The following is a 12,746-nucleotide window of genomic DNA, read 5'->3' as shown; positions in this document are numbered from 1 at the left end:
CGCTCGACGATCTCGAGCAGCTCCTTGCCGGGCAGGTCGGTCTCCGCACCCCGGCGCCAGTCCTCGAGCCGGAGGATGTCGCTGCCGAACGTGTAGGGGTGGACCGTCGAGCGCGGCAGCCGGTCCAGGAGGTCGGCCAGCGCGTCGTTGGTGAAGAGCGGGTGCTCGTGCAGGCGGTGGGGCGCGACGTGGGGCCGCGAGCCGAAGGCGGCGATGTCGTCGAACCGCCACGGGAGGAGGTGCGCGTCTGTCATGCACCACAGGTGCACGGTCGACCCCGAAAAGATCCAGCCGTCCCGAAGTTCGCACCGCCGGCTCAGCCCGGCGGCTCCAGCGTCGTCTGCCAGAGGACCGCGCCCGTGCCGTCGCGCAGGACGACCGTGAGCTCCCCGGTCGCTGCGATCGCCAGCTCGCCGAAGTGCTGGTACGTCGGCTCGGGCGGCGCCATCCCCGGATAGGTGAAGTCCTTGCTGTGCGAGAACGCCGTCTCGGGGCCGAAGGTGCGGTCGATCTCGTCGGCGCGGAACGTGAACGGGGAGCACGAGAGCGGTCCCGAGACGAACTCCCAGAACGGCTCGAAGTCGGTGAACGCCGCGCGCTCCGGCGCGTAGTGGTGCGCCGCCGTGTAGTGGACGTCGGCGGTGACGAAGTGGACGCCGGTGATCCCGTGCCGCTTCACCGCCGACAGGATCCTCCCGATCTCCTGCTCCCGCCCCAGCGGCCGGCCGTCGTCGCCGTTGGAGACGCCGTCGAGGTCCCACACCTGCGACGGCGGCGCCGACAGCGGCTGGTCGATCGAGATGATCTTCCAGGTCGCGGTCGAGCGGCGCAGCTCACGGACCAGCCACTCCTCCTGCTCGCGGCCGAGCAGCCCCGCCGGCAGCCGACGTCGTACGACGGCCGGGTCGTTGTCGGAGTTCGGCCCGCGGTGGCTGCGCATGTCGAGCAGGAACAGGTCGAGGTGCTGGCCGCGCGGGACCTTGCGATAGATCCGGGTCGGCACGAACCCGTCGCCGTCGCGCGGGACGAGCCGCTTGACGGGGACCGGCTGGTACTCCTGCCAGGCCCGTCGTGCGCGGGTGGCGAGCACGTCGGCCCGCCGCTCCCGGTCGTAGCCGTCCTCGGTGATGAACTCACCCGGCCACCAGTTGTTGGCGGTCTCGTGGTCGTCCCACTGCACGACCGACGGGACCGTGGCGTAGAAGTCGCGCAGGTTGTCGTCGCGCAACGGGTAGCGGTGCCGCCCGCGGAACTCCGCGAGCGTCTGCGCGATGACGGTGACCTCGTGGGTCAGCTCGTTGCGCCACAGGCTGCCGTCAAGGAGCCGGGTCGTCTCCTCCATCGGCTCGTCGGCATAGATCGTGTCGCCGACGTTGATGAAGAGGTCGGGCCGCACGTCGAGGATCGAGCGGAAGGTCGTCATCCCACCGCGACGCCGGTCGATGCCCCAGCCCTGGCCGTTCATGTCGCCGGACCACACGACCGACTGGGCGGCAGCGTGGATCGGGGCGGTCCGGAAGGACAGCGGCTCCGGCACGGTGCGGGTGCCGTCCTGGTCCTCGAACCACACGGTGGCGTCGTACTCACGACCGGGGGCGAGGTCGGTCAGGTGGATCCGCGCGGTGAGGTCGGTGCGGCCGTCGGTCCACGGCCCCTTGACGAGCGCCCGGCGCGCACCGCTCTCGAGCCGGACCATCATCCGCCCCGGGTCGGCGGCCCGCGACCACAGCACGGCGCTGTCGGTCGTCACCTCGCCGCTGCGGACCCCGGTCGTGAGGTCCTTGCGCTTCGGGACCAGCGCCGGCCCCCGGCCGAGGAACACCCCACCGACGGCGAGACTGCCGACCATGGTGGTGCGCCGTCCGACACGCAGCTCCCCGAGCTTGCTCTGGTCGTCCCACAACCCCAACGCCAACGCCACGTCACCAGACGCTCGCGGCGTCCGGCGACGTGGCGTCGTGCGGGGTCGGAAGGTCCGGTGACCAGCCGGAGAAGACTTGCTACTTCGGGGGCATCCGGATGCCGCCGTCGACGCGGATGACCTCGCCGTTCATGTAGGAGTTGGTGAGGCACTCCATCACCATCGACGCGAGCTCGTCGCCCGAGCCGAGGCGCTTCGGGAACAGCACGTTCTGGCCGAGGTTGGCCTTGAAGGCCTCCGAGGCCTCGCCCTCGCCGTAGATCGGGGTGTCGATGAGGCCGGGCGCCACGGTGTTGAGGCGGATGCCGGCGGCCGACAGGTCGCGCGCGACCGGCAGGGTCATCCCGACGACGCCACCCTTCGACGCCGAGTACGACGCCTGGCCGATCTGGCCGTCGAACGCGGCGACGCTCGCCATGTTGACGATCGCGCCACGGCAGCCATCGACGTCGGCCTCGTTGAGGCTCATCGCGGTCGCGGCCTGGCGGACCATGTCGAAGGTGCCGATGAGGTTGATCGCGATGACCTTGGTGAAGGCCTCGAGCGAGTGCGCCGACTCGACGTTGCCGTCGCGGCCGATGGTCCGCTGCGCCCAGCCGATGCCGGCGGAGTTGACGACCGCGCGGAGCGGGGCGATCTCGGCCGCAGCCTTGACCGCCGCAGCGATCTGCTCGGTGTTGGTGACGTCGACCTGGGCGAAGACGCCGTTGATCTCGGCGGCGAGGGCCTCGCCCTTGTCGGCCTGCAGGTCGGCGACGACGACGGTCGCGCCGCGAGCGGCGAGCTGACGGGCGCACGCGGCGCCGATGCCCGACGCGCCGCCCGTGACGATGGCGGATGATCCGGTGAGTTCCATGGCGCGGACTCTAGGCCCGCTGGGACCGGGTCGGCGAGCCGGTCTCAGCGGGACGCGGGTGCGGCGACCGGCAACGGCGCCGGGCGGCCGAGCAGGTAGCCCTGGCCGAGGGTCACCCCGAGGTGGGTGAGGCACTCGCGCTCGGCGGGGGTCTCGATACCCTCCGCGACGACCGTGGCGCCGGTCTGCTCGGCGAACACCCGGGCCGCGCCGACGGCGGCCTGGAGCATCGGGTCGACGTCGATCCCCTGCACCAGCGACCGGTCGAGCTTGACGATGTCGGGCCGGATCGCGACCACCCGCTGGAAGTTGGAGAAGCCGGCACCGAAGTCGTCGATCGCGATCATGGCCCCGCGCGCCCGCATCCCGCTGATCGCGAGCATCACCTCGGAGGTGTAGTCCATGAGGTCGGACTCGGTGATCTCCAGGACGATCCCGGTCAGGTCGATGGGCAGGGCCTCGCCGAGCTCGGCGGTGAGCAGCGTGTCGGGGCTGGTGTTGACCGACAGCAGGCCGCCGCCGTCCCACCCGGCGATCGCGCGTCGTACGGCCTCGGACTCCAGGACCGCCGACGTCCCGTCGCGGGCCGCGCGGTCGAACACCGCGCGCGGGTCCTGGCCGGGGAACCGGCTCAACGCCTCGCGCCCGATCACCCGACCCGACCGCAGCTCGACGATCGGTTGATAGACCGTCGACATCGACGCCATCAGCGGGTGCGCCGTCGCGGCGTTGGCGACGACCTGCGCGCGGCGTCCGTCGTCCACCGCGATCCGGTCGCGGCCCGCGGCCTTGGCGGCGTACAGCGCCCGGTCGGCCCGCGCCACCAGGTCGGCCGGGTTCTCGACCCCGTCCCAGGTGGCGATGCCGATCGAGCACGTCTGGCGGTGGGTCACCAACCGCCGGAGCCGGTCGAGGAGGGTGACCGCCTCCTCCGCCGCCAGCGCAGGCACCAGCGCGGTGAACTCCTCCCCGCCGTAGCGGGCGAGCATCCCGCGGCCGTCGAGGACCGAGCTCCAGGCCGCCGTCGTCTCCTTGAGGACCAGGTCGCCCTTGAGGTGCCCGTAGGTGTCGTTGAAGGCCTTGAAGTGGTCGAGGTCGAGCATCGCGACGGTCAGCGGCGTGCCCAAGGCGCAGGCGACCGCGCAGGCGCGCGACAGCTCGTGGTCCCAGGTCCGCCGGTTGGCGATGCCGGTGAGCTCGTCGCGTCGCGCGAGCGCGGCGAGCTGGACCGCCGTCGCCTGGAGGTCACGGATGATGTCGCCGAGGCGCAGCACGACGAGCACGGCAGCCGTGCCGCCGCCGATCATCACCACCAGCCAGAGCCCCCCGTCGTCCTGGTCCGCGAGCTCGCGGGTCAGCGGCGCCAGGATCAGCGCGGCGGCGACCAGCACGGTCGCGCGCATCCCGTTGACGTTGGTCGGGCGCTCCGGCGCGGGCTCGGACAGCAGCCCCGCCGAGTGGTGCAGCGGAGCGAAGCCGAGCAGCACGTAGGAGACGAGGTAGCCCGCGTCGATCCAGCCCGGGTAGCCGGTGCCGAGGACGACGGTGACGGCGTAGTGCAGGTCGGCGGCGAGCAGCGTGCCGACGCCGATGATCAACGCCCAGAGCGAGGCGTTGCGCAGGATCCCGGTCGTGAGGACCCGGAGCAGCACGGCCAGGACCAGGAGGTCGCAGGCCGGGTAGGCGGCCGCCACCATCCGGCTCAGCAGGCTGACGTCGGAGGTCGCCGCAGGGACGATGAAGAAGACGGTGGCCGTGACGGTGAAACCGGTCGTGAGGATGGCGGCGTCGAGGAACGCGGCGCGGTCCCGGCCGCGTTGGCGACCCCGCACCAGCCAGACCATGCCGAGCGCGAGGACGGGGTACTGCACCAGGTACCAGACGTCGGCGACCGACGGGAACGGCTCGACGTGGAGGACGTCGGCCAGGACGGTCCAGGTCGCGTCACCCAGCAGGAACAGCGCCTGCGAGAGGGCGATCGCCCACCAGATCCGGCGCCGCGCGGGCGCCATCCGCGCGGCGCCGAAGAACGAGAGCAGCGTGCCGTAGGCGCCGCAGGCGAGATAGACGGCCGTGCCCGCGTGGGAGTCGTGGAGGACGACGAAGGCAGCGACGAGCATCAGACCCGCACCGAGCACCACGTGCTCCGTGCGGATGCGGCCCCCAGCACCCATGTCCCCTCCTGTGGCCCGCGCGCCGCATCGACCAGCGCGACACCCTCCCTGGGCCCGCATCGATCGTGGCACGCAGCAGGACGGATGTCCCGCGTCCGACCCACAATCGGTCCCAAGGACCACCGGGGACGGGACCTTGGTCCCATCCACGGCCGCTGGCCTCAGAGGTCGGTGGTCCCCTGCGCGACCACGACGGCGGGGCCGGTCATCAGCACCCGGTCCTCGGCGGTCCAGGCGATCCGCAGGGTCCCGCCCGGCAGGTCGACCCGGTAGGTGGTGCCGCGGGGGGCCTCGTCGGCGAGCGCGGCGGCCACCATCACGGCGCAGGCGCCGGTCCCGCAGGAGCGGGTCTCGCCCGAGCCGCGCTCGTGGACCCGCATCGCGACGTGGGCCGGCCCGCGTCGTACGACGAACTCCACGTTGACGCCCGCCGGATAGACGGCCGGGTCGTGGCCGGGCGCTGCGAGCAGCGGACCGGCGTCGGCGAGGTCGTCGACGAAGGCGACGGCGTGCGGGTTGCCCATGTCGACGTGGACCGCCGGCCAGGTCCGGTCTGCCCCGTCGACAGCGACACCCACCTTGGTCTCGTCGAGCACCCGCGGGCTGCCCATGTCGACGGTGATCTCGCCGTCGGCGGCACCGTCGGCGAAGGTGAGCGTCTTGACGCCGTCACGGGTCGCGACCGGGACCGGACCCGTCGGGTCGACGAGACCCTCCAGTGCCAGGTGACGACCGAACACGCGGATGCCGTTGCCGCACATCTCCGAGAGGGACCCGTCGGCGTTGCGGTAGTCCATGAACCACTCGGCGTCCTGACCGCGGCCGGCCTCGATCGCCGCGGTCCGGATCACCCGGAGCACCCCGTCGCCGCCGATGCCGGCCCTCCGGTCGCAGAGGTCGCGCACCCGCTCGGGGGCCAGGTCGCCGTGGCGCGCGCCGTCGTGGTCCGGCAGGAGGACGAAGTCGTTCTCCGTGCCGTGACCCTTGAGGAACGGGTACGCCGCGGTCATGCCCCCCAGTTTACGGCTCGACGGCGCAGAGCCGCGGGTCGACGAGGCCGGGCTCACTCCCGGTAGAGCCGCTCCTCGTAGGACGGACCGTAGTAGTCGTCGAGCTCCGCGACGCTCTGGTCGGGCTTCTCCATCCGGTGGGAGAGCACCGCCCGGCGCGGGACGATCCCGTCGGGGTCCCACGTCTCCGGCGCCCACAGCCGGGACCGCAGGAACGCCTTGGCGCAGTGGAAGAACACCGTGTCGATCTCGACCACGATCGCCAGCAGCGGCCGGTGACCCTTGACGACCAGCTCGTCGAAGAACGGCGCGTCGCTCACGAGCCGGGCCCGACCGTTGATGCGGAGCGTGTCGCCGCGGCCCGGGATGAGGAAGTTCAGCCCGACGTGGGGGTTGCTGAGGATGTTGCGGTAGCCGTCGGCCCGACGGTTGCCCGGCCGTTCCGCGATCGCGATCGTCCGGTCGTCGATGACGTGGGCGAGCCGGCCGGCAGGGTCACCCTTCGGCGACACGTCGAGGTGGCCCGCGGCGTCGGCGGTCGCGACGAAGCAGAACGGCGACGCCGCCAGCCAGTCCTTGTCCACGTCGGCCAGCGCCGAGCGCTCCTTGTCGCGCGCGGCGGCGCCGGGCTCGCCCAGCAGCGCCGTCAGCGCGGCCTCGTCCGGGATCTCGGTCCAGCTCATCCTTCGAGGGTAGGCGGCCGGTCCTCCGCGAGGACACCGACGAAGCGGTAGCGGGCCGCGATGAACGCCTTGTTCTGGGTCGCCTCGAGCAGCTCGAGGTCGAAGCGGCGCGGCAGGATCGGCCGGCCCGCGCCCAGCGTCACCGGCGCGATGTAGGTGATCACCTCGTCGAGGAGCCCCTCGTCGGCGAACTGACCGACCAGGTCGCCCCCGCCGACCACCCACAGGTCCTTGCCGCCCGCAGCGACGACCATGGCGTCGTACACCTCACGGACGGAGCCCTGCGCGAAGCGGACGTCGGCCCCCTCCCCCTCGACAGCGGGCAGCGGGAGGTCGCGGTGGGTCATCACCCACGCCGGCATGGCGTAGGCCCAGTTGCCGGGGTCGTGGGCGAGGACCCACTCGTAGGTCGTCGACCCCATCACGATCGCGCCGATGTCCTTGATGAAGTCCTCGTAGTTGAGGGGCCCCTGCTCGTCCTGGTCCTGGCGCATCAGCCAGGCGAGGGAGTCGTCGGGGTCGGCGATGAAGCCGTCGAGCGTCGTGGCGGTGTAGTAGGTCAGCCGGGCCATGAGCTCATGGTGCCGCGGACCGCCGACAGTCACCTCAGCTGATGGGGATCGCCGTCGTGGAGAACGAGACACCGGCGAGCGAGACGTACTCGTCGGGGTCGCAGGGCGCCTGCGCCTGGCGGTAGCGCACGGCCCCGTTGGGCCGGACCTCCACGGTGCCGAAGCTGTCGTCGGGGTTGTTCCCGCAGGCGACGACGAAGAGCAGGGCCGCCGGCGGCCGGTAGCCCGGGGGAAGGACGAACACCGGCAGCTGGTCGTCCACCTTCGTGCCACTCTTCAACACCATCCCCTCGAGAACCACGAGGCCCTCGACCGTCCGGCCGAAGCGTGCCCGCGCCCAGGCCGGCTCGGGGAAGTTGAACCAGGACGCGTACTCCTCCGGCGTACCGCTGAGGCAGAACGCTCCGACATGGTTGGTCGGCGAGGCGCAGTTGTCGTAGGACGCCGACCCGCTGACAAGCTGCCACGAGATCGGCGCGAGGTCCGGCTCCCGGATCGTCCCGTTCTTGATGTCAGCACCGGTCACTGCGTCGTCGAGGAGATCACCGCCGTTGATGTTGCCGTTCTTGATGTCGATCGATCGCACCGACTCGTCGATGATCTCGGCCGTGCCGATCGTGGCGGCGGCATAGGCAGTGCCGCTCAGCGCGACGACGAGGGCGAGCGCTCCCAGCGCGTTGTCGACGAGGTAGCGGCCGACGCGGGAGAAGACGCGGAGCAGCGCGGGAGCAGCGTTCATGGGCTCGACCCTGCCACCCCGCGTTTCCTCACGCAGCAGATCGATCGATCTCACCCGAGGATGGCTGACAGTGCCTGCTCGACGCGGTCGGGATCGTCGAAGTCGACCCAGGTGATCCGGGGGTCGTCCTTCCACCACGCCATCTGTCGGCGCGCGAACTGCCGGGTCGCGATGACGGTGCGCTCCTGCGCCTCGGCGAGCGTCAGGTCGCCGGCCAGGTGGGCGACGACCTGCTGGTAGCCGATCGCGCGGGACGCGGTGCGACCCTCGGACAGCCCCTCGTCGAGCAGTCGTCGTACCTCATCGACGAGGCCGGCGTCGAACATCTCCGCGACCCGCTGCTCGATCCGCGGCTCCAGCAGGGCGCGGTCGATCCGTACGCCGACCTGGACGGTCGCCGGGTCGACGTACTCCTGGCGCGGCAGGGTCGCCGAGAACGGGCGGCCGGTCAGCTCGATGACCTCCAGCGCCCGGACCACCCGCCGACCGTTGTCGGGCACGATCCGCGCCGCCGCCTCCGGGTCGCGCTCGACGAGCAGGGCGTGCAGCGCCGCGGCGCCCCGGGCGTCGAGCTCGGCCTCCCACTTCGCGCGGAGCCCGGGATCGGTGCCGGGGAACTCGAACTGGTCGAGGACGGCGCGGGTGTAGAGCGCCGAGCCCCCGACGAGCACCGGCGGCCGACCGGCGGCGCGCAGGTCGGCCATCACCGCGCGCGCCCAGCCCTGGAACTGCGCCACCGTCGCCGGGTCGCGGACCGTCAGCAGGTCGAGCAGGTGGTGCGGGACCCCCCGCCGCTCGGCGACCGGCAGCTTCGCCGTGCCGATGTCCATCCCGCGATAGAGCTGCATCGCGTCGGTGTTGACGACCTCGCCGCCGAGCGCCTCCGCCAGGTCGAGGGACAGGCTGGTCTTGCCCGCCGCCGTCGGTCCGACGATCGCGACGATCGGGGTCGGCGACGCCTCAGCCTGCATGGGCGCAGTCTGCCAAGGCGGGCTAGGGTCCGTGGGACGCGGTCCGCTCGGGGCTGCACTCATCAAGGGGGTTTCTCGTGGGCTTCTTCGACAAGGCCAAGGACAAGCTGACCGACGCGGTCGACAGCCAGGGCGACAAGATCGCCGACGGCATCGACAAGGCGGCCGACCTGGTCGACGACAAGACCGGCGGCAAGCTCGGCGACAAGGTCGACCTCGGCGCCGACAAGGCCAAGGACGCCCTCGACGCGCTCGACGGCAAGAACGACGACATCCGCTGACCGCTGGACATCGGAAGAGGTAGCACCGAGGTGACCGTGCAGGACCCCGCGACCGGCGTCGAACGCTTCGTGATCGTCCCGGCGTCCTACGTGTTCTTCCTGCGCGAGGTCGGNGTCCCGGCGTCCTACGTGTTCTTCCTGCGCGAGGTCGGCACGGCCACCGAGGTGCTGCTCCAGCTGCGGCGCGGCACCGGCTACATGGACGAGCACTGGGCCGCCGCCGCCGCGGGCCACGTCGAGCGCGGCGAGACCGCGGAGGCCGCCGCGCGGCGGGAGGCCGAGGAGGAGGTCGACGTCACCGACGTCGCGCTCGAGTTCCTCACCTCCATGCAGCGCACCGCCCACCACCTGCCGATCGACGAGCGGGTCGACTTCTTCTTCGCGGCGCGCTCCTGGTCGGGCGAGCCGCGGATCGTCGAGCCCACCAAGTGCGCCGACCTGCGCTGGTTCGCGCTCGACGCGCTGCCCGACCCGGTCGTCCCGCACGAGCTCGTCGTGCTGACCGCGCTGCGGGAGGGCGTCGTACCGCCCCTCACGCACCACGGCTTCTAGAAGTCGATCGACCCCGGGTCGCCGGGCGCGCCATCGGCCGTCAGTGTCGCCGTGCCGTGCGGCTTGACCGCGGGCCCGGAGGGCAGCGGCGCCTGGGTGCGGAGCACCAGCGGCGGCGGCGCGACACCGACGTAGTCGTGGGTGCACGTCACGTCGTCGGTCAGCGCGAGACCGCTCTCGACGAGGAAGCCGCACTGCCAGGCACCGGTCGTCGTCAGGTCCGTCACCAGCCACAGGTCGTCGAGGTCGAGGCGGACCTCGAGCAGGGCCGGACCGACGCCGGTCGTCAGCGTCGCCACCGTGACCTCGAACGGGCCACGCGCCGGGTTGCCGTCGGCCGCCTCGTCGACGGCCACGTCGACCAGGCCCGTCACCACGGGCTCGGGCGGGTCCGTCGCGGGCGTGGTCGTCGGATCGGTGGGCGTCGGGCTGGTCGTGGGGGTCGGACTCGTGCTGGGCGTCGGGCTGGTGCTGGGCGTCGGCTCGGTCGTCGCGACGTCGTCGGTGGCCGGCGTCGTCGAGGGAGCGGCCGGCGTGGTCGGTGCGGTCGGCTCGAGGGACGCCGTCGTCGGCGGGGCCGGCGTCGCGTCGGCGGGCGGTACGACGACCGGCTGGGCGCCCGCGGACGTCGCATCGTCGGTCGCGTCGTCGGTGGTGGGGTCGTCGGTCGGGCTGTCGCCGGCGGTGGCGTCGACCGGCGAGGACACGACCGGGCCCCCCGCGGCAGCCTCGTCACGAGGGGTGCCGCCGTCGTCGGACGCGGTCACCGCGACGGCCACGCCACCGGCGATGCCGCACGCCACCGCCGCGGCGGCCGCACCGAGGACCAGCGGGTTCGGGCCGGACGTCGGCGGGGTCGTCGTACCGGAGGCACCAGCACCCGCGCCGCCTGCACCCGCGCCGGCGAACCACAGCAACCCGCCCTTGTGAGCGCCGGTGACGCCCCAGAGGACGACGGGGAACAGCCAGGCCGCGAGCTTCTGGTTGACGCGGTCGACGGCGAGGAGGGCCGCGCCGCAGCCGCCGCAGCCGTCGACGTGGGCGGCGACCTTGCCCTCGGCGCGGGCACTGAGGTCGCCGCGGACGTACTGACTCATCCGGGACTGGGTCCAGCCGCACTCTCCGCCGGTGGCAGGCTGCAGGTGCTGGTCGAGGTAGGCGCGCTTGAGGCCCTCGCGCGCCCGGTAGGCCAGCGAGGACACGGCGCCGGCGTCCAGGTCGAGGATCGTCGCGACCTCGGCGGGCTTGCGGCCCTCGACCTCGAGGTGCCACAGGACCTGCTGCCACGACGTCGGCAGGGTCGCCAGCGCGGAGACGGCGACGTCGCGGTCCAGGTCCTCGACGAGCTCCTCGACCGGCGGGAGCACGTCGTCCAGCAGCCACGGCTGGTCGGAGGACGGCGACTCCTTCGGCGCCCGCAGGCCGTCGCGGAAGCCGTTGCGGATCGTGACGTGGAGGTAGGCGCGGAAGTCGTCGGTCGGCCCGCGACCGGCCTGGAGCTGGGCGAGCACCCGCGAGAACGACTCGGCGACCAGCTCCTCGGCGCCCTCGTCACCGACGAGGATCCGGGCCAGTCGACGAGCGGCGTCGACCTCCTGGCGATACAGCTCACCGAAGGCGTCGCTGTCCCCCGCGCGGGCGCGCTCGAGCAGCAGCGCGTCTGCCGCGTCGTCCCCGCTCCGGGGAGGGAGTTCCGTCACCTGTCCGCCTCAAAGATCGCGGGCGGCACTCCTCCGCACCCCCCGATGCACCGGGAGCCTGGGCCCGACCGGCGGCCACCATCATGCCCGTCCGAAGAAAGTTGGAGAAATTTCGAAAATCGCGTGATGTTCGCGTGCTGATCCCGTCTGGGTGAGTGAACGGGGCGACCGAGAGGTGCCCGCCACCCGATCGAGGACGACACGATGACGCGTACGACGACCCGCACCTGCGGGACCGCTGCAGCCGGTCCGACGTCCCTGGCTGCCTACCGCGCGCGGACCACCGGCCTCGGCGCAGCCGCCACCACCACCGACGTCGTCGGCCTGCACGCCCACTTCGCCGCAGCCGCCACGATCGACGAGGACAACGCCCACCTGCACGCCGTGGTCGCCGCCGTGCTCGTCCGCGCCCGGCGGGTCGGCGCCGCCGACATCGGCTGGCAGCGGTTCGTCACCCTCATCGACCGCCACCGCAACAACCCCCGGGCGATGCTCAACAGCGCGGTCCTGGCCAACCTCATCGGGATCGCCACGTTCGGCGACGCCCGCGACTTCGTCACCCTCGACGACCTCGGCGACCGGATCGGCGGTGAGCGGCTCGCCGCCGTCCAGCACCGCGCGGCGCGGTTCGTCGAGCGCGACGCGACCTACCCGATGACGACCCTCGCGGTCGCCCGGATGGTCGCCGCCGACGCCCACCCGGTCGCCCGCACCAGCCTCGACGCCGCGGTCGCGCTCCTCGCCGAGGGCATCGACCCCGACCAGTCGCTGCCCGTCATCCGCACCAGCGCCCAGCTGCGCGGCGTCGTCGACGGCGGCAGCGTCCTCGAGTGGCGCCACCACCTGGCCATGATCGCGGCCAGCCCGTGGTCGCCGTACTCCGACCACCTGCTCGACATGGCGCTCCAGGCCGAGCTGCCGCAGGTCGTCGCGGTCGTCGAGCGGTTCACCGAGCTGTGCCGCGCCCAGAACAAGGAGCGCGAGCGCGAGCAGGTCGCCGACGAGGTGCGCCGACTGGTGGCGGCCAGCGGCGTGACGCAGCGTCAGTTCGCGAAGTGGGTGGGCACCTCCCCCTCGCGCCTCTCCACCTACGTCTCCGGGAGCGTCACGCCGTCGGCGTCGTTGATGCTCCGGATGACCCGGACGTCCCGGCTCCTCCAGGAGCGCGACGTCCACGAGACCTTGACGACGGCGATGTCCGAGCAGAGCTGGGGGGCCGCTCGGGCCGCTGTCGACACTGGGGGGATCGAAGGTGTGACCGGTCCGGGCGCGCGCCCTGCGGGCGCG

Annotated in this window: 13 protein-coding genes; 3 read left to right on the top strand and 10 right to left on the bottom strand. The window is 72.5% G+C overall.

Annotation, left to right across the window (positions count from 1 at the left end):
* The 9 genes from H0487_RS18965 to miaA form a co-directional block, all read right to left on the bottom strand.
* Nucleotides 1–254, bottom strand: a 254-nt coding sequence (locus H0487_RS18965) for a hypothetical protein (protein WP_220793582.1), incomplete at its 3' end; no start/stop codon positions are given.
* Between the two features lie 62 nt (nt 255–316).
* Nucleotides 317–1,921: an alkaline phosphatase D family protein gene (locus tag H0487_RS18960; protein WP_220793581.1), complete on the bottom strand. Its 1,605-nt coding sequence runs from the start codon at nt 1,919–1,921 to the stop codon at nt 317–319.
* A gap of 79 nt (nt 1,922–2,000) precedes the next feature.
* Nucleotides 2,001–2,777, bottom strand: coding sequence for an SDR family NAD(P)-dependent oxidoreductase (locus H0487_RS18955; protein WP_183095795.1), 777 nt, complete (start codon nt 2,775–2,777; stop codon nt 2,001–2,003).
* A 44-nt stretch (nt 2,778–2,821) separates the two neighbouring features.
* On the bottom strand, nt 2,822–4,951 hold the full coding sequence (locus H0487_RS18950) for a bifunctional diguanylate cyclase/phosphodiesterase (RefSeq protein ID WP_183095794.1): 2,130 nt from the start codon (nt 4,949–4,951) through the stop codon (nt 2,822–2,824).
* Nucleotides 4,952–5,112: 161 nt separating this feature from the next.
* The gene (gene dapF / locus H0487_RS18945) at nt 5,113–5,961 is read right to left on the bottom strand and encodes a diaminopimelate epimerase (protein ID WP_183095793.1); all 849 of its coding nucleotides are present in this window, start codon (nt 5,959–5,961) and stop codon (nt 5,113–5,115) included.
* Between the two features lie 53 nt (nt 5,962–6,014).
* Entirely contained in the window at nt 6,015–6,644 is a 630-nt protein-coding gene (locus H0487_RS18940) for a pyridoxamine 5'-phosphate oxidase family protein (protein WP_183095792.1), read from the bottom strand.
* Nucleotides 6,641–7,216: a dihydrofolate reductase family protein gene (locus H0487_RS18935; RefSeq protein ID WP_183095791.1), complete on the bottom strand. Its 576-nt coding sequence runs from the start codon at nt 7,214–7,216 to the stop codon at nt 6,641–6,643. Before H0487_RS18935 ends, H0487_RS18940 begins: the two co-directional genes overlap by 4 nt.
* Nucleotides 7,217–7,250: 34 nt before the next feature.
* Complete coding sequence (locus H0487_RS18930; RefSeq protein ID WP_183095790.1) at nt 7,251–7,955, bottom strand: hypothetical protein; 705 nt, start codon at nt 7,953–7,955, stop codon at nt 7,251–7,253.
* 50 nt (nt 7,956–8,005) lie between these two features.
* Nucleotides 8,006–8,926, bottom strand: a complete 921-nt coding sequence (miaA, locus tag H0487_RS18925; protein WP_220793580.1) for a tRNA (adenosine(37)-N6)-dimethylallyltransferase MiaA — start codon at nt 8,924–8,926, stop codon at nt 8,006–8,008.
* Nucleotides 8,927–9,003: 77 nt separating this feature from the next.
* Between miaA and H0487_RS18920 the strand changes: the two genes are divergently transcribed.
* Together H0487_RS18920 and H0487_RS18915 are read left to right on the top strand one after the other, a co-directional pair.
* On the top strand, nt 9,004–9,207 hold the full coding sequence (locus tag H0487_RS18920) for an antitoxin (protein ID WP_183095788.1): 204 nt from the start codon (nt 9,004–9,006) through the stop codon (nt 9,205–9,207).
* A 30-nt stretch (nt 9,208–9,237) separates the two neighbouring features.
* Nucleotides 9,238–9,759, top strand: a complete 522-nt coding sequence (locus H0487_RS18915; RefSeq protein WP_312856021.1) for an NUDIX domain-containing protein — start codon at nt 9,238–9,240, stop codon at nt 9,757–9,759.
* On the opposite strand, the gene H0487_RS18910 is transcribed toward H0487_RS18915, so the two are convergent.
* A complete protein-coding gene (locus H0487_RS18910) occupies nt 9,756–11,459 on the bottom strand; it encodes a sigma-70 family RNA polymerase sigma factor (protein ID WP_183095787.1) in 1,704 nt (567 codons plus the stop codon). The genes H0487_RS18915 and H0487_RS18910 overlap by 4 nt on opposite strands.
* A 204-nt stretch (nt 11,460–11,663) precedes the next feature.
* Between H0487_RS18910 and H0487_RS18905 the strand changes: the two genes are divergently transcribed.
* The coding region (locus H0487_RS18905) for a helix-turn-helix domain-containing protein (protein WP_183095786.1) at nt 11,664–12,746 on the top strand (1,083 nt) is incomplete at its 3' end.

Origin of the sequence: Nocardioides stalactiti (assembly GCF_014180715.1) — a bacterium.
Lineage (GTDB): Bacteria > Actinomycetota > Actinomycetes > Propionibacteriales > Nocardioidaceae > Nocardioides > Nocardioides stalactiti.
The sequence above is the reverse complement of the archived record's forward strand: the minus strand, read 5'-3'. Positions and strand labels throughout refer to the sequence as shown.